General features: G+C 29.1%; 23 protein-coding genes. 10 read left to right on the forward strand and 13 right to left on the reverse strand.

From position 1 onward, the window contains the following. Positions 1 to 2 precede the first annotated feature (2 nt). From BLV71_RS10015 to BLV71_RS18580, 3 genes are all read left to right on the forward strand, one after another. On the forward strand, positions 3 to 3,848 hold the full coding sequence (locus tag BLV71_RS10015; protein ID WP_093870414.1) for a DUF6443 domain-containing protein: 3,846 nt from the start codon (positions 3 to 5) through the stop codon (positions 3,846 to 3,848). A gap of 5 nt (positions 3,849 to 3,853) precedes the next feature. Continuing rightward, positions 3,854 to 4,114 carry a hypothetical protein gene (locus BLV71_RS10020; protein ID WP_093870415.1) on the forward strand — a complete coding sequence of 87 codons (261 nt, stop codon included), beginning with the start codon at positions 3,854 to 3,856 and terminating at the stop codon, positions 4,112 to 4,114. A 318-nt stretch (positions 4,115 to 4,432) separates the two neighbouring features. Beyond that, the gene (locus BLV71_RS18580) at positions 4,433 to 4,600 is read left to right on the forward strand and encodes a hypothetical protein (protein WP_176974386.1); all 168 of its coding nucleotides are present in this window, start codon (positions 4,433 to 4,435) and stop codon (positions 4,598 to 4,600) included. A gap of 34 nt (positions 4,601 to 4,634) precedes the next feature. Here BLV71_RS18580 and BLV71_RS10025 read toward each other — a convergent pair whose 3' ends face one another. From BLV71_RS10025 to BLV71_RS10080, 12 genes are all read right to left on the reverse strand, one after another. Next, the gene (locus BLV71_RS10025; RefSeq protein WP_093870416.1) at positions 4,635 to 5,012 is read right to left on the reverse strand and encodes a hypothetical protein; all 378 of its coding nucleotides are present in this window, start codon (positions 5,010 to 5,012) and stop codon (positions 4,635 to 4,637) included. A gap of 13 nt (positions 5,013 to 5,025) precedes the next feature. Continuing rightward, positions 5,026 to 5,268, reverse strand: a complete 243-nt coding sequence (locus BLV71_RS10030; RefSeq protein ID WP_093870417.1) for a hypothetical protein — start codon at positions 5,266 to 5,268, stop codon at positions 5,026 to 5,028. A gap of 100 nt (positions 5,269 to 5,368) precedes the next feature. Then, the gene (lspA, locus tag BLV71_RS10035; RefSeq protein WP_093870418.1) at positions 5,369 to 5,872 is read right to left on the reverse strand and encodes a signal peptidase II; all 504 of its coding nucleotides are present in this window, start codon (positions 5,870 to 5,872) and stop codon (positions 5,369 to 5,371) included. Positions 5,873 to 6,006: 134 nt separating this feature from the next. Continuing rightward, positions 6,007 to 6,753 (reverse strand): SDR family NAD(P)-dependent oxidoreductase, encoded by a 747-nt coding sequence (locus BLV71_RS10040; RefSeq protein WP_093870419.1) that lies wholly within the window; start codon positions 6,751 to 6,753, stop codon positions 6,007 to 6,009. 65 nt (positions 6,754 to 6,818) lie between these two features. After that, a complete protein-coding gene (locus BLV71_RS10045) occupies positions 6,819 to 7,382 on the reverse strand; it encodes a TetR/AcrR family transcriptional regulator (protein ID WP_093870420.1) in 564 nt (187 codons plus the stop codon). A gap of 55 nt (positions 7,383 to 7,437) precedes the next feature. After that, a complete protein-coding gene (locus tag BLV71_RS10050) occupies positions 7,438 to 7,869 on the reverse strand; it encodes a GNAT family N-acetyltransferase (RefSeq protein ID WP_093870421.1) in 432 nt (143 codons plus the stop codon). Next, positions 7,870 to 8,418: a TetR/AcrR family transcriptional regulator gene (locus BLV71_RS10055; protein ID WP_176974387.1), complete on the reverse strand. Its 549-nt coding sequence runs from the start codon at positions 8,416 to 8,418 to the stop codon at positions 7,870 to 7,872. Positions 8,419 to 8,557: 139 nt separating this feature from the next. Then, positions 8,558 to 9,229, reverse strand: a complete 672-nt coding sequence (locus BLV71_RS10060; RefSeq protein ID WP_093870423.1) for a TIGR00266 family protein — start codon at positions 9,227 to 9,229, stop codon at positions 8,558 to 8,560. A gap of 145 nt (positions 9,230 to 9,374) precedes the next feature. Then, positions 9,375 to 10,661, reverse strand: a complete 1,287-nt coding sequence (gene thrC / locus BLV71_RS10065; protein ID WP_093872005.1) for a threonine synthase — start codon at positions 10,659 to 10,661, stop codon at positions 9,375 to 9,377. A gap of 106 nt (positions 10,662 to 10,767) precedes the next feature. Next, a complete protein-coding gene (locus BLV71_RS10070; RefSeq protein WP_093870424.1) occupies positions 10,768 to 11,700 on the reverse strand; it encodes a homoserine kinase in 933 nt (310 codons plus the stop codon). A gap of 136 nt (positions 11,701 to 11,836) precedes the next feature. Then, a complete protein-coding gene (thrA, locus tag BLV71_RS10075; RefSeq protein ID WP_093870425.1) occupies positions 11,837 to 14,278 on the reverse strand; it encodes a bifunctional aspartate kinase/homoserine dehydrogenase I in 2,442 nt (813 codons plus the stop codon). Positions 14,279 to 14,527: 249 nt separating this feature from the next. Then, on the reverse strand, positions 14,528 to 16,090 hold the full coding sequence (locus BLV71_RS10080) for a hypothetical protein (protein WP_093870426.1): 1,563 nt from the start codon (positions 16,088 to 16,090) through the stop codon (positions 14,528 to 14,530). Positions 16,091 to 16,222: 132 nt separating this feature from the next. Between BLV71_RS10080 and BLV71_RS10085 the strand changes: the two genes are divergently transcribed. From BLV71_RS10085 to BLV71_RS10115, 7 genes are all read left to right on the forward strand, one after another. Continuing rightward, a complete protein-coding gene (locus BLV71_RS10085) occupies positions 16,223 to 17,398 on the forward strand; it encodes a 2-isopropylmalate synthase (RefSeq protein ID WP_093870427.1) in 1,176 nt (391 codons plus the stop codon). After that, complete coding sequence (leuC, locus tag BLV71_RS10090) at positions 17,398 to 18,780, forward strand: 3-isopropylmalate dehydratase large subunit (RefSeq protein ID WP_093870428.1); 1,383 nt, start codon at positions 17,398 to 17,400, stop codon at positions 18,778 to 18,780. Before BLV71_RS10085 ends, leuC begins: the two co-directional genes overlap by 1 nt. Beyond that, on the forward strand, positions 18,780 to 19,361 hold the full coding sequence (gene leuD / locus BLV71_RS10095) for a 3-isopropylmalate dehydratase small subunit (RefSeq protein ID WP_093870429.1): 582 nt from the start codon (positions 18,780 to 18,782) through the stop codon (positions 19,359 to 19,361). Before leuC ends, leuD begins: the two co-directional genes overlap by 1 nt. Before the next feature lie 63 nt (positions 19,362 to 19,424). Continuing rightward, positions 19,425 to 20,540 (forward strand): 3-isopropylmalate dehydrogenase, encoded by a 1,116-nt coding sequence (leuB, locus tag BLV71_RS10100; protein WP_093870430.1) that lies wholly within the window; start codon positions 19,425 to 19,427, stop codon positions 20,538 to 20,540. Positions 20,541 to 20,831: 291 nt separating this feature from the next. Beyond that, positions 20,832 to 21,449: a hypothetical protein gene (locus tag BLV71_RS10105; RefSeq protein WP_255405152.1), complete on the forward strand. Its 618-nt coding sequence runs from the start codon at positions 20,832 to 20,834 to the stop codon at positions 21,447 to 21,449. 72 nt (positions 21,450 to 21,521) lie between these two features. Further along, positions 21,522 to 22,577, forward strand: coding sequence for a sensor histidine kinase (locus tag BLV71_RS10110; RefSeq protein ID WP_093870431.1), 1,056 nt, complete (start codon positions 21,522 to 21,524; stop codon positions 22,575 to 22,577). Continuing rightward, the gene (locus BLV71_RS10115) at positions 22,570 to 23,352 is read left to right on the forward strand and encodes a LytR/AlgR family response regulator transcription factor (RefSeq protein ID WP_093870432.1); all 783 of its coding nucleotides are present in this window, start codon (positions 22,570 to 22,572) and stop codon (positions 23,350 to 23,352) included. Before BLV71_RS10110 ends, BLV71_RS10115 begins: the two co-directional genes overlap by 8 nt. A gap of 144 nt (positions 23,353 to 23,496) precedes the next feature. Here the strand turns inward: BLV71_RS10115 and BLV71_RS10120 are convergent, their stop codons facing one another. Continuing rightward, a complete protein-coding gene (locus BLV71_RS10120) occupies positions 23,497 to 24,822 on the reverse strand; it encodes a hypothetical protein (protein ID WP_093870433.1) in 1,326 nt (441 codons plus the stop codon). Between the last annotated feature and the right edge of the window lie 31 nt (positions 24,823 to 24,853).

Consider the following 24,853-nt stretch of genomic DNA (forward strand, 5'->3'; position numbering starts at 1 on the left):
CTATGAAAAAGCTATTATTAGTATTTAGTTATATATTTTGTGTAGTAATATATTCAGTAAAAGCACAAGTACCCGCTAGCTCTTTTACCTTTAATGCACCAACTACGGGTTCATATTCTGCTACTAATTATATTTTGTTAAAGCCAGGTTTTCAAACCACAACTTTTAGTGGAGCCATAATTACTGACCCCTATACACCTTTAAATTTAAGTAATGAAAATTATGTATTAACTAGAAACTTTCAAAAAGAAACAACAACTGGAATAGTTTCAAGAAGGAAAGATGTACTAGAAAATATTACTTATTTTGATGGTCTAGGAAGACCTAAACAAAGTATTGCTATACAACAATCACCTACAAAAGAAGATATTGTTACTCACATAGCCTATGATGAACTAGGAAGGCAAAATGAAGAATATTTACCCTATGCGGTAACTAGTAATAATGGAGGGATTATTACAGGAGCTGAGTTGGGAATAAAAAATTATTACAAAGCACAGTACACAACTGATTTTCCTGGTGTAACAGATGTTAATTTAATAAATGCTTATTCAAAAAAGGAGTTTGATAATTCACCATTAAATAGAGTTTTAAAACAAGCAGCCCCAGGAAAAGCATGGGAATTAGGGAGTGGTCATGAAATAGAGCTTGATTATTTAATAAATACAACTGCCGATGCTGTTAAATTATATAAAGTAACTATAACCAAAAATGGTAATCTTTATGTGCCAAATTTAGAAGAAGCAACGACTAATTATCTTGAAGGTCAATTATATAAAACAATTACAAAAGACGAAAATCATAGTGGAACCTCTAAAAATCATACTATTGAAGAGTTTAAAAATAAACAGGGAGAGGTAGTTTTAAAAAGAACGTATAATAACAATGCACCACATGATACGTATTATGTGTATGATACTTATGGAAATTTAACCTATGTGTTACCTCCAAAGGTAAGTACAGCAGATGGAAGTGTATCAGCTACTGAACTTTCAGAATTGTGTTACCAATACAAATACGATCATAGAAATCGTTTAGTTGAAAAAAAGATACCTGGGAAAGGATGGGAGTATATTGTGTATGATAAACTAAATAGGGTAATAGCTACTCAAGATGCTATACAAAACACGAGTATTAATAAGTATTGGTCATTCATTAAATATGATAAACTTGGTAGAATTGTGTATACAGGAGAAATGAATAATAACCAAGAAAGGCCTGGAACACAAACATCTACAAATACTTTTTTTCAACATGAAAATAGAGTAGCATTGCCTAATAATTATGCAGGGACTTCTATTTATTATACAAAAAAATCTTTTCCCTCTAGTTTTAATAAAATTTATACCATTAATTATTATGATACTTATGTAGATCTACCAAGTGGATTTATAGCACCAACTTCTATTTATGGAAAACCAGTTACAAATAATACTCAAGGATTACCTACCGTTAGTAAAATTAGAGTATTAGATACCGATAAATGGATAACTAAAGTAACGTATTATGACACTGAATCAAAACCAATTTATGTATATAGTAAGAATGAGTATTTACAAACTACTGATGTTGTAGAGAATAAATTAGATTTTTCTGGAAAAGTATTAGAAACTAAAACTACCCATAAAAAAGGAAATTCAGAAATTATAACATTAGATGTATTTAGTTACGACCATGCTGGTAGAATGACTAAACAAACTAATAAAATTAATAACCAAACAGCTGAAACTATTGTTGAAAATGAGTATGACAAGCTCGGACATTTAAAGAATAAAAAAATAGGAGCTGGTTTACAAAAGGTAGATTATAGCTACAATGTTCGTGGTTGGTTAAAAAACATTAACCAAGATAGTGATGCTAATGACAATGATTTGTTTAACTTTAGCTTAAAATATAATAACCCAACCATTGGAACAGCATTGTTTAACGGTAATATAGCACAAACTAACTGGAACTCACTAAGTGTAAATACGGGTAGTACAGTAAGTAACCAGTATACCTATAGCTATGATGCGTTAAATAGAATTACTGGTGCTGTTGATAATACTGGGCATTATAATATTTCAGGAATTGCCTATGACAAAAACGGTAATTTAGAAACTTTAAACAGAAATGGCTATCAAGGAGCTACTAATTTTACCAATATGGATAAGTTGAAATATACATATTCAGATAATAATACGGGTAATAAGTTAATAAAGGTAGAAGAATTAATAGGAGGTAACAAAAATGTTGGTTTTAAAGACGGTGCCAATGCAGGAAATGATTATTCGTATGATGTAAACGGTAATATGGTTTCTGATGCTAATAAAGGTATCACTAATATTATATATAATCATTTGAATCTTCCAACTCGGATTGATATAGGCAATAGTAAAATAGAGTATGTATATGATGCTGCTGGGTTAAAACTTGAAAAGAAAGCCTATACAACAGGAAATGGTGCAGAAATAACTCAATATGCTGGTAATTATATTTATAAAGTATCGCCACCATCACGACCAACTGGAGGGAAAACAACTACTCCGCAAGCAGTTTTAGAATTTTTCAGCCATCCTGAAGGATATATAAAACCAGTTATAGCGAATGGTAGTACTACAATCTCATCATTTGAGTATGTATACCAATACAAAGACCATTTAGGAAACGTTCGTTTATCGTATACTGATGCTAACAATGATGGTGTTATTACTGCTAGTACTGAAATTATAGAAGAATCTAATTATTATCCCTTTGGACTCAAACATAAAGGATACAACAACAACGTCTCATCCCTTGGAAACAGTACCGCGCAGAAGTTTGGATATTTAAATCAAGAGTTTCACGAAAATTTAGAATTAAATTGGCACTCTTATAAATGGAGGTTTGCTGACCCTACGTTGGGGAGATTTTTCGGATCTGATCCTATAACTGAAGAGTATTATTACCAAACAAATTATCAGTTTGCATCCAATAATCCAATATGGAAAATTGAAATAGAAGGTTTAGAAGGAAAGAAGACCACTCCTTGGGGTACTGACTTACAAGATGATTTTAAATCTCAAGAAGAGCTTCAGAACATAGCAGTAATTAGGAAAGCTAAGAGTTTATGGAATAGCTTAAAAGCAATTGGAGAAGCGATGAATAATCCCAATTTAGTTCCTATGATGGTTTATAATTCACTTGCTCCAATAGCACCTTATGCTAAGGCATATTCGAACAGTAAGTGGAAAGGTGTCGCTGAACAAGCCTTGAGTGATTATAGATATAATATTCAAAGTATAGCAATTCAAGAAGGGATTAGTCTATCTGAAGCGAATACTGTATTTGCTAGTGGGATTATGTTAGATGTAGCTATTGGTATTGTTACTGATGGTGCTGCAGCTAGTTTTAAATTTAATAGTATCCCAATTTCTATATATAATAAAAAACCAAGAAGTATAAGAAATATAAACTTTGATAATTTGGTAAAAACTCCAGATATTAATTATTCAGATGGTATAGGATCAAGGATATGGGCTTATGTTGATAAGAGCGCTATTGGTTTTTTTGAGAATAAATTGGACGGAAGTGTAACGATAGAATTGAATATACCAGGTAATTTACAAGGAAAAGGAATAGGAAGCTCTGTTTTTTCCGAAGCAGTAGATGGAGTAGATAACTTTACTGCTGTATGGGTAAGGTCTGATATTTATAAATCAGGTATTTCAGATAATTTAGTTCAATATCAAACGGGAATTAGTAATGGATTATCATCTAGTAAAGCTGCTTGGGGAACATGGACAGGATATCAAGCTTCTAATAATGGCTTTACGAAGGCTCTAGTTAAAGAAATCAAAAATGGAATAACAGTAGATTTTTCAAAATAAATTTTATGAAAATAAATATTAAAAATATATTTAATAAAGATATAGATAATGATTTATATTTTATCTCTTATGTTTCTTTTGATAGAAAGTTAAATAAAGGAGATGTTTTAAATTATAAAGGAATCAAAATAGGAGAAGTAATACAGATAGAATCCGAACATAATAATAATTTTATTGCTCTAATAAATTTTTTTGGAATTATGGAAAACCTAAAAATATCTGAATTATACAATAAAGATATAAGTGTAATAAGTAGCAATTACTAGTAAATTAGGTCCCCTGATGGTGCTAGTATGTCCGAGTGAGGCTACCGCTAGTATTTACTAGTGGCGCTTATGAGTAAGCGTTAAGAGTAAAAAATATAAAGTCATAACGGTAAAATGTTATGGCTTTTTTACTATAAACTATCTTAATAAGTAGCTATTTAGATAAAAAATTCTAAAAGGCTATGAGTTGGAGTTTTTATAAAGAAAATACATGTCTATACTGTTGATTTTTTTTAGTTTAACTAATTGTAAATAAGCTTGTTGGTTGCTAGTAGTAAACTAGCGGGAGCCAGAGATATAAGTTTTTAAGTTAAAAAAATGCCATACGGTTTATTATCTATATTGTTGGGAATAATAATTATTCTTTTAGCTTATAAATTATCTAAAAGAGACAAAAATTTGTGGGATAAATCTACTACTTTTAAAGGAGTTGTAGCTGGCTTTTTGTTAATAATTTTTGGTCTTAGTATGATATTTAGAGTTTAAAAGTATTCTGATTCTCCGTTCTTGCATTCTATAGTTAAATGAAAATACTTAGAGTTATTCCAACTAAAAAATAAGTAATACTACCTATAAAAGAGTAAAGGTAATATTGCTTAATTTTTTTTATAAATCTAAATTCTTCAAATCGTTTAATATCTTCATCATGGTCAGAAAGAAAAGCGTTTACTATTCCAAAAGGAAAAAAAAGGTAGAATATTTTTAACTCCAATTCTAATGGTTTGTTAAGTCTTTCATAGCTTATATTTACATTATAAATTAGTTTTTTTAAATCTATATCAGTCAAATAATTTTCTTTTATTAATTCTGTAATTGTTTGCTTATCAATTTTGTTATAATCGATATAGTCTATAAACTCTTCAACTGAAAACTCTTTAATTTTACTGATATCAAACATAGCTTTAAAGCATTTATGAGTATACCTTTTTAGTTTTGGTATCCCTGATAAGTGTATGAATTAGTATAAATAATATAATTTGTTTCTCGCTATCTAGGTTTTTAGTATTTTGTAATCTTTGTAAAGTTTTCTTGTTGAAAGAAGTATTAATATCTTCCTCTGTTAAGTAATAAAGTGAAAGACCAAAATAGCCTACTATTTTTTTAGTAGTTTCCATAGATAGTAAAGTATCTTCTATTTCATATTTACCAATCATAGCTTAAGTGATATTAGTTGTTATTAATAACACCAGATTGAGACTTTTTTTTTATTTTCTCAATCAGTAATTAATTTATGTTCATAGCTAACATACATTTTTAATAACTAAACCTCTTTTTATCCATTTCTAATTTAGCATAATTTAGGAATAGTAAAAGAGCTCCTACAACTACAGACACATCTGCCATATTGAAAATACCAGTATGAAATGTACCTAATTTTATATACATAAAATCTGTTACTGAGTTGTATAAAATCCGGTCATATATATTTCCAATACCTCCTCCAATAATAAAAGTAAAAGCAATTAGATTTAGTTTTGTACTCTCTTTTTTCCTTATTATATGAAAAAACATCAAAATCAATGTTAGAAGGGGGAGGATTTGTAAGATGATGATTTTTAATTTTGGAGGCAAGTTTTGACCTAAACTCATTGCTGCTCCGGTATTCTCAACTTTTGTAAGAATAAAATTATCATTTATAACTTCAATGATTTCATTTTTTTCAATTTCAACCCTGGCTTTTTCTTTGGTAATTTGGTCGCAACTAATATTACTAATAATGACTATTAGAGAAATAAATATTTTAAGTAGTCTGTTCATTTTTTTATTATTAGTAAAGTATTAGTAGAAATTAACGAATTTGCTCTTTTATATTAAGTAGCAATATACTTAATAAAATATAATAGCGGTTTGAGTATAGACCTAAATCGCTATTATATTATTTTTATGCTTTGTTAGTTTCTACCAGCAATAACACCTCCATCAATATCCCAGATAGCTCCTGTAACCCAAGATGCCTTATCAGAAAGTAAGAATAAAATACTATTTGCAACGTCGTTAGGAGTTCCGTTTCTTCCAATAGGATGAAAGTTATTAAAGCCTTCCAAAGCTTTTTCAGCCTCTTCTTTTCCTCCAAAAACACCATGATAAACTGGAGTGTTAACAACGGCTGGTGATACTGCATTTACTCGGATATTATCATCAGCTAATTCCATAGCTAAATGTTGAGTTAAAGAATGTAAACCGGCTTTTTGCATTGAATAAGCAGATGAAGGAGTAGCTTTTACAGCTTGCTTAGCCCACATTGATCCTACATTTACAATAGAGCCTCCGTTAGTATCTTTCATCTTTTTAGCAGCGTTTTGAGTAATGAAAAAGAAACCTCTATTTAAATCTAAATAAGAGTCATAATCCTCTATGGTATGCTCTAGAAATGGTTTTGGTCCAAAAATTCCTGAAGCATTCACAAGATAATCTAAAGTATTTAGAGATGTGATTTTTGATATCAACGTTTCTACTTCATCAATTTTTGAAATATTTACTGAATGTTTAATAAGGTTTGGAGCATCAGCTACTTTATCTACATTTCTTCCTACAATGTGTACTGTTGCACCAGCATTTAAAAGTGCATTTGTAGCTGCATTACCTATTCCACTTGTTCCTCCGATTACTAAGGCTACTTTGTTATTGAATTCTTTCATTTTATATGTGTTTTTAAATAATTAAAACAAGACAGACAGGTCTGTCTTGTGTTGTGTAAATTTTTTTACGATATGATTTTTGAACAAATATTTTTAGCCTCAATTATAGGCCAATTAGATTGATGCAAATGACTTTCACCTACAGCACTTTCGTAAAGTAGATATGTTTGTTTAGCAATAGAGTTCATATCTTTCGCAACGATACTTTTCATATTGTTTGCTAATAAGTCAAAAATTAATTGAATAAAAGCGTTTTTTTGATTTTGTATTTCGTTTCGAATTACTGTATTATCTATAGGGATTTCTGAAACAGTTTTAATACACCAACAACCGTTAAAATCTTTGTCATTAAAAAATAACTCAAGAAAATCAAAAATAGCAAGTACTTGATTTTTTCCTTTAGGTTTAGATGAAGTGTAAGCTTTAATATCTGTAATAAAAGTAGTGTTTTTATACCTTAGATATGCTAAACATATTTCCTCTTTAGATTTAAAATGATTATAAAGAGTTGCTTTAGCTATTCCTGTTTCTGAAATAATTTCGTTTATTCCCGTTGAATTATAACCATTCTTATAAAATAATAAGGAGGCGGTTTCAATAATTCTATCTTTTATTTGAGAGCGTTTCACAATGCAAATATATAATAAAAAAACAATAAACAGACAAGTCTGTCTTTTTTTTGTTTTAAAGCGTATTTGATTTTTTCATTCTAATTACTTTTTGATTAGATTCTTCATGAAAATATTCTTTAGTTTTCTTAAATCCATATTTTTCATAAAAAGGCCTACCAATTTTATTTTGTTCAAAAACTTCAACTTCTAGTTCTTCATGAATTTGTTCAATATGTTTTATTAATAATGTACCAATACCTTTTGAATGAAATTCAGGATTAACAAACAATCCACCAATTTCATTTTCTACCATTGATATGAATCCAATAATACTATTAGCTTCAGTATAAACCCAGGTTTCAGAGCTAGGAAGATACATTTCTGTCATTGCCTTTTTTACTATTTTTGTAAATTCTTGAGTTAAAAAAGGATGTGCAATAGAAGAAGCTTGTTCCCAAATATTTACTAGAATAGGGATTTCATTTTCATTATATTTTCGTATCATTTATTTGATGTTTTTGTATTTATTTAATAATTCTTGCTTAATCATTTCTATGGGGTATTTATTAAACACTGATAAATAGTTTAATGCTATTCCATCAATTTCTGCAATAAAAATATAAGTTAGCATAGTACTTCTTTCTTGTGATATTTGGTCAAATATGTTTTTAACCGAGTTGAATAAAATATTAGCTCTTCTTTCTATCTGCTCACTTAATATTTTTTTCGTAGATGGTTGAAACATAATATTCAAGTTAAATTGATATAAGTGTTTGTTTTGATGTAATTGTGTAAATATTGTTTCTATTAATTGTTGTAATTGAATATTTGGAGCTATTAATTTTTTAGTTTCCATGTTCATTTCTATCATTTGATCAGTAGTTTGAGTGAAAATCGCTATTAATATCGATTCTTTTGATTCAAAATGATGATACACTAAACCTTTTGATACATTAGCTACAGAACAAATATTTGCAATTGATGTGTTTTCGAATCCTTTTTCAGCAAACAATTTTGTAGCTACTTTAATTACATTATCTTTTTTAATACTCATAATATTCATACCGACCGTTCGGTTTGTAAAAGTGCTGAAATTATTATAAAAGAAAATATGTTATAGTATGTATTAAGATGAATTCTAGGAATTAAGAATTACTTTTTTGTAGAATAGAATTGTTTAAATACTATTTGTTTTACTTTATAAAACTAAATATACCATCTAAAACTCCACCACTGCTTGAATAATCTCCCTTTTCTCTTGTTTGAATCCAAATGTTTCCTTTTCCCTTTATAGAAAAAATAAAACCTTCACCACTTGTAATAAGTTCTTTAACTCCTCTTGAAATTGTTTTTACTTCAAGTTTATCTTCAAAAGCAATAAGAGCATTTTCATCTATAAAAATAGGTTTTTCTGAGTCTATTTCTTGTTTGATAATTTTACCATAGCCTTTTAAAAATAATTGTCCACTTCCAATAGTCTTTAATTTAAGCCCGTCATTTAGTGTGCTTTTCCAATCTTTTTGCTCTAATTTAATTTCTAAATTAATTGTTCTTGCAAAGTGTAAATCTGGTTCAAATAAAATTGGATTATCTTCAGTAATGTCAATTTTAAATATCTCAGAATTATCTTTAGTAGACAATGCCATTTTTAAATTTTCTTTTGCAGTATATATATTATAAGTTAAACTTTTACCACCAAATATTTTAGCAATCCAATTTTTGTAGTTTTTGGCTTCAATTTTATTCTCAAAAGTATATTCTCCATTACAATATATCAAACTTCCTTTTTCAGTTATAAGTTTTTCATTTTCATTAAATTCAATTGCTAAATATGAGCTTGGGTATTCAGATATTTCAAATTTCATATTTATTTGACGCAAGTTTTATACAGGTGTTACGTTAATTTTTAATAAGTTCTTCGTTTTATCAATAGGAAAAAAATCATAAAAAAACACTTCTTATTTTAAGTAAGAAGTGTTTTTAATATTGTATTAAAATTATTATAGGGTATTAACTATTTAAAAATGTTTTTAAACCGTCATAATTACTAATTTGAAAGGCACTTTTTTCTTTATCAATTACAGATTTAATTTGCTCAGGAATTGCTACTTGAGTATTAAGTGTGTTTTCAACGACATCTAAAAATTTAACAGGATGAGCAGTTTCTAAAAAAATACACAAATCATTTGGATGCATTTTTTGATGCTCTTTTGAACCTAAATATCCAACTGCACCATGAGGATCCGCAACATATTCACTTTTCTGATAGATTAACTTCATTGCTTTACGAGTTTGCTCATCAGTAAAAGAGAATGAAGAGAATGCATTTTTTAAAGCTTCAATATTGTTTTCAAATAACTCTTGGATACGTATGAAATTACTTGGGTTACCAACATCCATAGCATTAGAAATGGTTGCTTTTGAAGGTTTAGGTTCATAAACACCATTTGTTAAATAATTTGGAACAGTATCATTTATATTAGTTGAGGCTACAAAATGTTTAATAGGTAAGCCTAACTTTTGAGCCATAATACCCGCACAAATATTACCAAAATTTCCACTAGGCACTGAAAAAACAATTTCTTTTTTTTGTTTGTATACTTGTTTATAGGCAAAGAAAAAATAAAACATTTGCGGTAACCAGCGAGCAACATTTATAGAGTTGGCAGAGGTTAAAATTGGGGTGATGTCTGTATCTAAAAAAGCTGTTTTAACCATGTCTTGACAATCATCAAAAACACCATCAACTTCTAAAGCAGTAATATTTTGCCCAAGCGTAGTTAATTGTTTTTCTTGTATATCACTAACTTTTCCACTTGGATATAAAATAACTACGTCTACTCCTTTTACACCTAAAAAACCATCGGCAACTGCTCCTCCAGTATCTCCTGAAGTAGCTACTAATACTGTTAATTTATTATTGTTGTCTCTATTAAAATAGCCTAAACAACGAGCCATAAAACGAGCACCAACATCTTTAAAAGCCATTGTTGGACCATGAAAAAGTTCTAAAGTGCTAACATTTTCTTCTATTGGCACAACTGGAAAATCAAATGATAAAGTTTCTGAAATAATTTGTTTTAATACATCTGAAGGAATTTCATCACCAACAAATTGTTTAATAGCTTCGTAAGCAATTTCTTGATTAGTATAGTTATCAATATTATCAATAAAATCTTTTGATAAAGGGGTAATGTTTTCAGGGAAATACAAACCTCTATCTGGAGCTAATCCGTTAACAACAGCTTCTTGAAAGCTTACGTTAGGTGATTTTTTATTAAGACTATAATAGTTCATTTTTGTGTTGTTTGTGTGTTGCATTGCATGTAGCAATGTAGTTTTTTTACAATATTATTTTATTTTTTACCGTCGAAATAAATTCGATGATAAATAGTAAATCATTTTATTTTGATTCTAAAATTCGAACACCTTGCGTATTTATTTTTGATGAAAATAAAGTAAAGTCTATTTTTTTATCCGCATATGAATTTTGTATTGCACTCTGCACATTTTTTGAAGTTTCTTCTCCTTTACATAAGGCAAAAATAGTTGGTCCAGATCCTGAAATACCAGCACCTAAAGCACCAGCTTTAATAGCTTCGCTTTTAACTAAATCAAAATGAGGAATTAAATGCTTACGCGCAGGTTCAACAATAACGTCAGTTAATGAATTACTTATTAATTGGTAATTATTGGTATATAAACCACTAACTAATCCACCTACATTTGCCCATTGAGTTACAGCACTTTTTAATGGAACTTTTTCAGGTAAAACTTCACGAGCATCTTTTGTTTTTACTTCAATTTGTGGATGAATTGCTACTAATTGTAATTCATCAGGCACTGGTAATTTTATAATATCTAAAGGTTCGTAACTTCTAATCAGCACAAAACCTCCATAAACAGCTGCTGCAACGTTATCGGCTATAGGAGTTCCACAAGCAGCTTTTTCTCCCAGCATAGAGAATTTAGTTAACTCTAAATTAGTAAAAGGTTTGTTTAATAATTCATTTATACCAAAAGCAGCTCCTGCTGAGCTAGCAGCACTACTACCTAAACCACTACCAGGAGAAAACCCTTTATGCATAGTAATTTCAATACCAAAATCAATATTATGCTTAGTTAACATAGCCAAAGCAACTACACCAGCAGCATTTTTTGTTGGATCTAGACTTAAACCCTTAGCACCAGTAATCTGTGTTATTTTTACTCCCTTTGTTGACGTTTTTGTAAATGTCATTTCATCACCCATGGTGTCTACAGCAAATCCCATAGAGTCAAATCCGCAGGAAACATTAGCAACGGTAGCTGGAGCAAATATTTTTATATATTTCATTTTTTTGCAATTAAAAACAAGTTGGTATCAGTATTTGTAATTCCTTCTTGGTATAATTTTCTTCTATTTTGAAAATTATTATTTATTAATGATTCTACTAAATAAGTTATATTATGGTAGGTGTCCATTTTATCATTTAATTATTACCTATTCTAATAACATCAGCAAAAATCCCTGAGGCAGTAACATCAGCACCAGCTCCAGCACCTTTTATAAGTAAAGGATTTATTGGATATCTGTCTGTAAAAAATAATACGATATTATCACTTCCTTCTAGGTTATAAAAAGGATGATCTGAAGGGATGTGCTGTAATCCAACTTTTGCTTTTCCTTCTGAAAACTCTGCTACATATTTTAAGCGGCAACCTTTATCATTTGCTTCTTTGAAAATTTCGTAAAAATGAGATTCAAATTCAGTTAAACTAGTATAAAAATCTTCATTATTAGTAGTGTTTAAACTTTTTTCAGGTAAGAAAGAGTTATTTTCTATATCAGATAATTCCAGTTCATAACCACTTTCACGAGCAAGGATTAATATTTTTCTAGCTACATCAACTCCACTTAAATCAATTTTAGGATCTGGTTCGGTGTATCCTTGTTTTTGTGCATCTCCTACAACATCATGAAATGTAGATGTAGCGTTAAAGTTATTAAAAACAAAATTTAAACTACCAGATAAAACTGCTTGTATTTTATGAACTCTATCACCAGAAGCAATTAAGTTTTTCAATGTGTCTATAATAGGTAACCCAGCTCCTACATTGGTTTCAAATAAAAATGGAGCGTTGAATTTTCTAGATACTTCTTTTAGTTTTTTATAGTTTTCTAAATCAGAAGCACAGGCTATTTTATTACAAGTTACTACTGCAATATTAGTGCGCAAATAATTTTCATAAACTTCTGACACTTCTTTATTAGCTGTATTATCTACAAAAACAGAGTTACGAAGGTTATAAGTTTTAGCTCTATCAAAAAAATCATTTAATGTAGCAGGCTCTCCTTTTGCTAATACTTCTTTCCAGTTATTCAAATCAACACCATCAGTATCAAAAGCCATTTTTCTTGAATTAGCAATACCAACAACACGAATATTCATTTTTAAATGTTCTCTTAAATATTGTTGTTGTTGGTGTATTTGAGCTAAAAATCGCTCACCTACATTACCAACACCAGTCACAAATAAATTAAGTTGTTTTATTTTTTCTTCAAAAAATTGCTCATGCAATGTATTTAATCCTTTTTTAGCGTCATTACTATCAATTACGGCAGAAATATTTTTTTGAGATGCTCCTTGAGCAATAGCTCTAATATTTACATTGTTTTTACCTAAAGCACTGAACATTTGACCGCTTAATCCTTGATGGTTTTTCATGTTGTCACCTACCAAAGCTAAAATAGCTAATCCTTGTTCAATAATTACAGGTTTTACCTTACGACGTTCTATTTCAATTTCAAAAACGTTATTAATTGCATGACTAGCTCTTTCTGCATCTTCATCATATATACCAACACAAATTGAGTGTTCGGAAGACGCTTGTGTAATTAATACAATATTAATGTTTTGGTTAGAAAGTGTTTCAAATAAACGTTTTGAAACTCCAGAAACTCCAACCATTCCACTGCCTTCTAGTGTTAAAAGAGTAATGTTTTCTATATGACTAATTCCTTTTACTAGATTACTACTTTTTGCTTCTTTGGTAATTAGAGTTCCAACATTATTAGGATCAAAAGTGTTTTTAATAACAATAGGAATTTCTTTTTCTAATACAGGTTGAATCGTAGGAGGGTAAATTACTTTTGCACCAAAATGAGAAAGCTCCATAGCTTCCTGATACGATATTTTTGGTATTGGAAAAGCTTGTTTTACAACACTTGGATTCGCAGTAAACATACCACTAACATCTGTCCATATTTGTAGTTCGTTTGCATTCAAAGCTGCAGCATAAATAGCAGCTGTGTAATCAGAACCGCCTCTACCTAAGGTAGTTGAAAGTCCGTTTTCTGTTTTGGCAATAAAACCAGGTAGAATAGTTATTTGATGAGGGTTTTGATTAAAATACTCTTGACAGTTTTTATTAGTTACTACAAAATTTACTTGTGCTTTATCAAAAACATTAGAAGTTCTAATAAGTTCTCTACTGTCTTTATAAGTTGCATCTAAATTGTTTTTTGCTACTTCAGAAATAATGTAAGAAGATAATAGTTCTCCAAATCCGCTTATAGTTGCCATTGTTTTAGGAGTAACTTCTTTTAGTAAAAAACAACCTTCTAATAAAGTTTGTAATTGGTTAAATAAGGTATTCACTTTTTGTGAGACTTTATCTTGTTCACTTTTGTTTACTAGTTCAGTAATAACCAGTAAATGGTGTTGTTTAACCTGCTTAAAAAGATCAATGTAATTAACTTCATTACTTGCAGCTTTATTAGCGGAAGCTATTAATTTATTCGTTGTTTTTCCAAAAGCAGATACTACTACTGCTACTTTTTCTTTAGCAGCTGTATTTGATACTATTTGAACTACTTTGGCAATGTTTTGACTGTTGGCTACTGATGAACCTCCAAATTTTAAAATTTTCATTTTAAAAGGTATAAAAATATTTGATTATAGAATTTTAGTTGTTATTTATCTTTTTTCAATTCTTTTGAAAATATAAATAGGACCTAATAGATTATATGTATAAAGAAACCCCCTAAAGGGTAATAGTAATTGTAGTAGAAATTGTTGTTGTGCCAACGAAAGATACCGTAGTAGTAAACTCGGTATTTAGAATAGTAATATTTCTTTCGTTAATTAACATCGGGTCAAATATATATAAATGTTTTTTAATTATTTACTTAGTTGTTTAAATTTTTCTTGAATAATTTGTGAAACAGATTTGTTTTCTATTTTACTTTCAAGCCAAGAAAGAATATCTAGATATAAAAATGCTCTTTTTTCATAAGGGTGGTGTTCAAAAACTTTTAGACGAGTATGGATTTTTTTAAACTCATTTTTTATTTGATGAGGAAAAACATCTCCTAAAGCTTTAATTGAAGAAATAAATTCTTTTTGTACTTCTTGTAAATTTTCCATTTTTAGTAAAAAACGATAGGTATCTTTAAATTGTATTTCTAGGTAATAATCTAAACCAGATTCATAATGAGCAATTAAACTTAAAATTCGTGCAAAACATTGCAGGTCTTCAGCAACATGTAAATTTTTTGACTTAATAATTTTATTTAAATACAGGATACAATTTTTGTTATCACCCATACCAAAATATAAACAGGCTATTTTATAATACAGTACAACAATGTGATGATTATCTAATAATCCTTTGTATTCTTCTATTTTATTGGTAATAATATCTACTAAATATTCACCTTCTTTAAAAGTCCCTTCTAAAAAATGTAAGTGTAATAAATTAGCATAGTAGTATTGGAAAATAAGAATTTCTGTATTACTGTTTTTTGGAATGGTTTGGTTTTTAATTCCCTCTTCAAACAAAGCAAATTCTTCTTTAAATTTATTGAAATGTTTAATGAAAAATAAACTTTCAAGTAAATAATTAATTCCCTTTAAATAAAAAACAGGGTGTAATAAAATGTTTTTAGAATCCGATTTAAATAAAGACACCCACTTATTTGCATGTTTGTAACTTAATAAAAAGTCTTGAGTTAAAAAACTATGCCACAAATTAGCTTTATATAGCCATAGTTTCTCTCTAAAACCAAGAGTTTTAAAATCATATTTTGGTAACCTTGAATCAAAATAGTCATTAACTTTTTTTAATTCTTCATCATTTCTAACGTATCCAGTTTTAAGTAAAATTCCATACAGTTGTAATGATAAATTTGAAAGTTTACTAGTTATTACATTTTGTTGACTTAATTTTTTGGCTTGAACAGTAAGCTCATCAGCTCTAGTATTAATACTTCGCGTAATGTATTGACTTTCTATAATTTTTTCAAATTCAACTATTTCATAAGCTATATTTTTCTCTTCACTATCAATAGCCATGTTTTTGGCTTTCTCTAAAAGCTTTAAACTTTGTTTATATAGCCCTTTTAAATATAATACTGTAGCAAAATCTAGTTGTTCTCTAATTTGTATTCGAATATTTTTATGAGCAGGATTTAAGCGTAAACTTGTTAATATTTGTTTGTATAAATGTGCTTTTAAGTTAGATAGTTGTTGTTTACTAACTACACCACTTTTTATAATAGCTTTTTCATCATAAGTTTTTTGCTTTTCTAAAATTTTAAAAAGAGCAAAAAATTTTGCATCAACATTACCTCCTAAACGCCCAATATATAGGTTGAATTGACGTTTTTCAGATTTAGATAATGACTTTATTAAAATAAAAAGTGAGTCACTTTGTTGATTGATTGATGTAATTGTTTTACTCATAAATTGCTGATATAGAGTATTTTGTATTGTTTTCTGTTTAGTTAAGTTTCGTAAACGACCTTTTTAAAAAGGGTTGTTTAGAAAAACCAATATATACATTTGATTTTATAATAAGACAAAAGATTTTATATTATGCGAAATGATAAAGTCCAAATTTTCGATACTACATTAAGAGACGGAGAACAAGTTCCAGGATGTAAATTAGATACTAAACAAAAGCTTATAATTGCTGAAAGATTAGATATCTTGGGTGTTGATGTAATTGAGGCTGGTTTTCCTGTTTCTAGTCCTGGTGATTTTACATCAGTAAACGAAATAGCTAAATTAGTTAAAAATGCTTCTGTATGTGGATTGACTAGAGCTGTTAAAAAAGATATAGAAGTAGCAGGAGAGGCTTTAAAAGTGGCTATTAAACCAAGAATTCATACAGGTATTGGTACTAGTGAATCACATATTAAGCATAAATTTAATATTTCTAAAGATGAAGTGATTTTTAGGGCAAAAAATGCTGTTGCTTATGCTAGAAATTTTGTAGGTGATGTTGAGTTTTTTGCTGAAGATGCAGGAAGAACTGATAATGAATTTTTAGCTAAAGTTTGTGAAGAAGTAATTAAATCAGGAGCAACGGTTTTAAATATTCCAGATACTACAGGGTATTGTTTGCCAGAAGAATATGGTGAAAAAATTAAATACTTAAAGGATAATGTAAAAGGAATTGAGAATGTAATAATTTCATGTCATTGTCATAATGATTTAGGACTTGCAACTGCAAATTCTATTGCCGGAGCAATTAATGGAGCACGTCAAATTGAATGTACTATTAATGGTATTGGTGAGCGTGCAGGGAATACAGCCTTAGAAGAAGTTGTAATGATTTTAAAGCAACATCCATATTTAAATTTAACTACAGATATTGATACAAAATTATTATACGATACAAGTATAATGGTTCGTGAAAAAATGGGAATGTTTGTACAGCCTAATAAAGCTATTGTAGGAGCAAATGCTTTTGCTCATAGTTCAGGAATTCATCAAGATGGAGTAATAAAGAATAGAGAAACGTATGAAATTATTGATCCAGCAGAGGTAGGAGTTACTGAAAGTGCTATAGTTTTAACTGCAAGAAGTGGTAGAGCTGCTTTAGCATATAGAGCTAAAAAAGTAGGGTATGAGTTAACAAAAATTCAGCTTGATACTGCATATAAAACATTCTTACAATTTGCAGACAGACAAAAAGAAGTAATAGATGAAGATATTCATCAAATAATGAAACAAGTAAATAAATTATCAAAAGTAGCATTAGCCTAATGGGAAAAACATTATTTGATAAAGTATGGGATGCGCATGTAGTTGATACTGTACAAAATGGACCTCAAGTTTTATATATAGATAAACACTTAATTCATGAGGTAACAAGTCCTCAGGCTTTTAATGAGTTAAAAGAGCGTAAAATTCCAATTGCAAGACCAGATAAAACGGTTGCAACTGCTGATCATAATACACCAACGGTAAATCAACATTTACCTATAAAAGATGAATTGTCTAGAAATCAGTTAGAGCAACTAACTAAAAACTGTGAAGAAAACAACATTACGTTATATGGTTTAGGGCATAAGTATAATGGAATAGTACATGTTATGGCGCCTGAATTGGGAATTACCCAACCAGGAATGACAATGGTTTGTGGTGATAGTCATACATCAACACATGGAGCTTTTGGAACAATTGCATTTGGGATTGGAACAAGTCAAGTGGCTCAGGTATTTGCAAGCCAATGTTTGTTACTAGAGAAGCCTAAAAGTTTACGTGTAAACGTAAACGGAAAACTTAAAAAAGGAGTGTTACCTAAAGATGTGATTTTATATGTTATAGCTAAATTAGGAACAAACTCTGGAACAGGATATTTTTGTGAATATGCTGGAAATGTATTTGAAGAAATGTCAATGGAAGGCCGTATGACAGTTTGTAATATGAGTATTGAAATGGGAGCCAGAGGAGGTATGATTGCACCAGATGAAACTACTTTTGAGTATGTTAAAGGTAGAGAGTTTGCTCCTACAGCTGAAGGGTTTGATAAAAAAGTAGCGTACTGGAAAACATTGAAGACTGATGAGGATGCTGTTTTTGATCAAGAATATACCTTTGAAGCAGAAGATATTGAACCAATGTTAACTTACGGTACTAATCCTGGAATGGGAATAAAAATATCAGAAAATATTCCTACCAATAATGATGATTCATTTGAGAAATCATTAGATTACATGGATTTCAAAAAAGGTAAAAGTTTATTGAATACGCCAGTTAATTACGTATTTATAGGAAGTTGTACAAATTCTAGAATTGAAGATTTTAGGGTAGCTGCAAACTATGTGAAAGGTAAACAAAAAGCATCTAATGTTAATGCGTGGTTGGTTCCAGGTTCACAACAAGTAGCTAAGCAAATTCAAGAAGAAGGGCTACAAAATATTTTTGAAGAAGCAGGTTTTCAAATGCGTCAGCCAGGGTGCTCAGCATGTTTAGCTATGAATGATGATAAAATTCCAGCTGGTGAGTATTGTGTGTCAACTTCTAATAGAAATTTTGAAGGTAGACAAGGTCAGGGAGCAAGAACAATTTTAGCAAGCCCTTTAACTGCAGCCGCTACAGCCGTAGAAGGAAAAATTATAAACTTTACAAAATATTTAAATTAATGGAAAAGTTTGTTAAACTAATAGATACCGGAGTACCATTACCTACTGAGAATATAGATACAGATCAAATTATTCCTGCTCGTTTTTTAAAGGCGACAGATAAGAAAGGGTTTGGAGATAACGTATTTAGAGATTGGCGTTACAACAAAGATGGTAGTAAGAATACAGATTTTGTTTTAAATAAGTCAAAGTATAGTGGAAGTATCTTAATAGCTGGAAATAATTTTGGTTGTGGGTCAAGTAGAGAACACGCTGCATGGGCATTATCAGGTTACGGTTTTAAAGTAGTTATAAGTAGTTTTTTTGCTGATATTTTTAAAGGAAATGCTTTAAATAACGGAATTTTACCAATTCAAGTTTCAAAAGAGTTTTTAAAAGAGTTATTAGAAAAAGTAACTAGAAATCCTGAAGCTAAGATTATAATTGATTTAGAAAATCAATTATTGAAAACATCAATAGATACTATTAAATTTGAAATAGATCCTTATAAAAAGGTATGTTTATTAAATGGATATGATGATATTGATTTTTTGGTAAGTAAGAAAAAAGAAATAGAAGTTTTTGAAAATAATTTAGTTTAGAAATAACCATTTTAGTACCTTTTTAATGTAAAAGAGATTAAAATTTTTTATAAAAAAATAATAATGAAAATAAATATAGCAGTAATACCAGGAGATGGAATAGGACCTGAGGTAACAGCTCAAGCAAAAAAAGCATTGAATGCAGTAGCAGATGTTTTTGACCATACATTTTTGTATAAAGAAGCGCTTATGGGGGCTTGTGCTATTGATGAAACAGGAAATCCTTTACCTAATGAAACAGTAGCTTTATGTAGGAAATCAGATGCTGTTTTATTTGGAGCAATCGGTGATCCTAAATATGATAATGATCCAACAGCTAAAGTACGTCCTGAGCAAGGTTTGTTACGTTTACGTAAAGAGTTAGGGTTGTTTTGTAATGTACGTCCAGTAAAGGCATATGATAAATTAATTCAAAACTCTCCGTTAAAAAGAGAGAGAATTGAAGGAACTGATATTAGTATTTTTAGAGAATTAACTGGAGGTATTTATTTCGGTATAAAAGAGATTAGTGAAGATGGTAAAATTGCTTTTGATGGTTGTTCGTATTCAGTAGAAGAAATAGAAAGAATTGCACATTTAGCTTTTCAAGCTGCACAAACTAGGCGTAAAAAATTAACATTGGTTGATAAAGCAAATGTATTAGAAACATCAAGACTGTGGAGAAAAACAGTAACTGCTTTAGCTGATCAATATCCTGATGTAGCTTTAGATTTCTTGTTTGTAGATAATGCAGCAATGCAGTTAATACTAAATCCAAAACAGTTCGATGTAATTTTAACCGAAAACTTATTTGGTGATATCATTTCTGATGAAGCTAGTGTAATTGGTGGTTCTATAGGTTTATTAGCTTCTGCTTCAGTTGGAAAAGAAAATGCTTTGTTTGAGCCAATTCATGGTTCTTTTCCACAAGCAAAAGGAAAAGATATAGCAAATCCTTTAGCTTCTATTTTATCAGCTGCAATGCTATTAGAGCATTTAGGATTGCATGAGGAAGCAAAAACTATTGATAAAGCGGTTCAAAAATCGTTAGAATTAGGGGTTACTACTGAAGATATTAATCCAGAAAATCCATTTTCTACGAGTAAAGTTGGTGATTTTATTTCAGATTATATCCAAAATCAAGATGATACAGATTTTAACTTCCAAAATGTTCATATGGGACAGAGTACTATAATATAATCTATTGTTATTTTAATCAAATGGCCGTTTATAGAAATATAAGCGGCTTTTTTTATTATAAAAATTCCTGTGTTCATGATAGTTTTTCCTTAGCTCATAAGAATGATGTTTTTTCAAAACTACTAATCAAATACTTTTGAAGTGTAAAACCGATAAAAATATTTAAAATGAATACTAAGAAAGAACTACTATTTTTAAGAACATTTGCAGTTAGCATTTCACTTGCTATTGGTGTAGTAACAACACTAGCTTTTAAAAGTAAAAAAAAACACTCAATTTGATACTATTGATGTGAAAAAAATCAATATTGTAGAAGATGATGGTACTGTAAAAATGTTAATTACGAATGCCGCAAATTTTCCTAGCGAAGGAGATAGAGTTAATGGACGAGTTTACCATAAAAGAACAAAACGAGCAGGCATGTTGTTTTACACTGAAGATGGAAAAGAGTGTGGTGGATTTGTTTATGATGGGAAAAAAACTAAGAAAGGGCATAGTTCTGGACTATCACTAACATTTGATCAGTATGGAGGTGACCAAGTAATGCAATTAATAACAACAGATACAAAAGTTGGGGATAAAAGATATAAAGCAGGACGACTAGTGTTTAATGACCGAGGTGATTATGAAACACAAGAAAATGTGATGCATATAAATAAAGAACTTAAGGAAATAAAAGATAGAAAGAAACGTAAAGAAAAATACGAAGAGTATAGAAAGAAAGGCTTGTTGGGAGGTGTTCCAAGAGTAGCTCTAGGGCAAACACCAGGAAAGCAAAACGGATTGTTTTTATACGATGATAATGGAAAAACTAGAGCGAAGTTTATAATAGATAGTAATAATAAAATTAAGCTTGAAGCTTATGATGAGGTAGGAAACGTAGTAAGTACTTGGCCCGAAGAAAAATAAAATAAATCATATTTGTAATGAAGCTAACAGTAAAGTTTTTATTACAAATATGATATCTTTGTTGTTATAGATATGAAAATAAAAACAAATTTTTTAAGAGAGAATAAAGAATTTCTAATTTTTCTGTTCTTCTTTAGTTGGTTGTTTATTTTAAAAAATCAATTTGGAATTTCAAATTCTTGGGAAAATTTCACTTTTCATACTGATGCCCCATTTTGGTTCTTTTTACAAGCTATTTTTATTTTTTTATGGGTGTCTTTTATAAAAAAACGTATAGCTAATAATTCAACATTACAAGTCTCATTACTTAAGAAGTATTTACTGTTTTTTAGTATTGGCTTATTCTCATATATAGTGTTGAGGAATATTTTTGGTTTATTAATTTCTTTACTTTTTGATACTTATTCTAGAAACTTTGGGTCTTTATATTTATTGATTTATAAAAATATAGGTTCAGCAATAGATTTTATGATTTTTGGAAGTTTTTCTTTAGTATACTTATATTTTAAAGAAAACAGAAAATTTCAAAAACAAGTAAATGACTACGAAATTAGTAGAGTGAAAAGTGAAGTTATTCAATTAAGAACACAATTGAACCCTCATTTTTTATTCAATAATTTAAATGTTTTAGATTATTTAATAGAAGAAGATAAAAATAAGGCTAGTGTTTTTTTAAATCATTTTTCTGAACTATACCGTTATAGTTTAGTAAATTCTGATAAAGAAATAGTTTTATTACAAGATGAACTTGCTTTTTCAGAAGGCTATTTTGAATTGATGAAAGTAAAATATGATGGATATTATTTTTTAAAAATAGATGAAGAAGTAAAAGCTTTAAAGGCTGAATTACCACCGTTTTGTATACAGGTTTTAGTTGAAAATGCTATAACGCATAATAGAGGGACCTCTAAAAAACCAATTTATATAAACATTAAAGCTATAGAAAATGGAATTAAAATAATTAATAATAAAATAGCTTTTAAAAATAAACCAAAGGGCAATGGAGTAGCTTTGAAAAACATGATTAAACAATTTAAATTACTTACTAAAGAGCCTATTCTTATTGAGGATAATACTGAGTGTTTTGAAATAAAAATCCCGTTAATTAATTTAAATAACTATGATTAAAGTGGTATTGGTTGAGGATGAAATGCCAGCCAGAAGAAAGTTAAAAAAGTATATTGAAAAATTAAAACATCCAGTAGAAGTTATAAAAGAGTTAGAAACTGTAGAGGATGTTTTAACATTTTTTATAAATGAACCAGAAGTAGATTTAATTTTTTCAGATATAGAACTTCTTGATGGAAATGTTTTTGATGCATATAAAAAATTAGAACTAAAATCACCTATAATTTTCTGTACTGCTTATAATCAATTTTGGATGGATGCTTTTGAAACTACTGGTATTGCATATTTATTAAAGCCATATTCATTTGATCGTTTTGAAAAAGCATTGGAAAAATATTTTATACTTAATACAGGTACAGCTTCTGAACTAAAGAATAATGATTTATTGCTGAAGCTAGATTCTTATTTTAATAGAAATATTGAGGAAACTAAAGTTTTTCAAGATCATTTTCCTGTAAAAACATCTAAGTATACTTACTTTTTGAAAGTAGAAGATATTCTATACTTTCAAGCAGATTATGGTGTTGTATTTGCTTTTGATAAAGAAAATAAAAAACATATTTTAAATCAAACATCTTTAAAATCGTTAGAAGAGATGGTGGATTCTAAAAAGTTTTTTAAGATAAATAGAAGTGAACTTGTTAGTAGGATTTATATTGAAAAAATAAGCAGATATGATAAAAATAGTATTGCCATAAATATATTAAATAGTAAAACAATTTTAAAAACAAGTCAAAATAAAACTGCTGAATTTAATAGTTGGTTAGGGGTTTAATTTTAAATAATTTTGTTAAAATAAAAGTAATTATCGTTGTATGATCTATAATAGATAGATTTTTATTTATAGTAGTGCCGTAAAACCGCAAACGTTGTATTCAAAACAGTTTGCGGTTAATTTTTTTGATTTTATGTTTGGCTATTACGCGTTTACTTTTGAGTAATCGACTAAAAAGTTAATAGTTTTATTATAATCAAGTGGTTGAACATGTTTAGTAAAGCTAGCCCAGTTTCCTGTAACCCAACAACGGTAATATTCAACGTTCCATCTTAAATTATATGAAACGGAATCATTAAACACACCTGATGTTTCATCTACCATCCAAACAGAAGTACATACAGGTTGAAGGTTTTTCTTGGCTAGATTAGGAACTGATTTTACTTGTCCTTTTTTCATAAATGGGCTTTTGAACATGTCCCACATAGAATTTTTTGTCTGTGATAGTTGAAAAGTCCAGTCTGCTTTTTTTCCACTAGAATTATTAGTAATTTCAAAATCTTTAATTGTTGTTGATTCTGAGCTACCTATAGTATAACTTGGTTTAAATGCAGGGTTTTCTGAAATATCAACTCCTACAGTAAAACTACTACTAGCGGTATATGTTGTTTCACCATTTACATTTTTTGGAGATGTTTGATAAGTTGTTATTTTACTGTTATTTAATGGTTCAAAATGTAGATCGATTTTGTTTTGAAAATAGCCTCTATTATAAGTCCCATCCCATTGCATTTTTGTTCCACTAGTAGGATTGAACCCCGCTCCAATAGTATTCATTTGAACATATTTTCGCTTCGGGTTATAAGATGCAACTAGAATAATTTCAACTAACATCTCGTTTTCTGCTTTTTGAGAAGAATCATATAAGTTAATTACGCTATTAAGAGGCACGTGATATACTTTGTATTGTCCTACGGGTAAGTCTATTGGTGGAGTAGATAGTCGATTGATAGTTGATGAGGTAAATGTCCAATTTTCTTCTTGAATGTTTTCTTCTATCAAAAGTGCCATTTCTTCAAGATTTAGTATAACTTGTTTTGAATTAACATTCTTTTTGCTAGAAGATTCTACTTTACCTAATGTTTCTTGTGAAGTACCGTTGTTATTTTCAATATTAATAGTTTCTAAAGCAGAAACAGATTGTTGTATTTCACTTTCACTAATTATAGGATTAATATATGTATTGTTTTCATATAAGTGGACAATACTTAATTCAGCACTAAAACCAATTCCTAAAAAAGTACTCATTAACTCTTTATCTGTTGATTTGTTAATTAGAATAATTGGCTTACAGTTTTTTTTGATTTCATTTTTTTCTTTGTCATCTAATTCAGTAACGTGTGCAAGATCAATAAGTATTGCGTCTGCATTTTTAACAAGTTTATTGCTAAACTCTTTAATTTCAAATAATTTACCTAATGATTCTTTTATAGGGTGGTTTGTTTTACCAAGTAATAATAAATAGTTCATTTTTTTTAGTTTAATAGTTAGTCCTTACTAT

The sequence above is a fragment of the Tenacibaculum sp. MAR_2010_89 genome (genome assembly GCF_900105985.1).
GTDB lineage: Bacteria > Bacteroidota > Bacteroidia > Flavobacteriales > Flavobacteriaceae > Polaribacter > Polaribacter halocynthiae.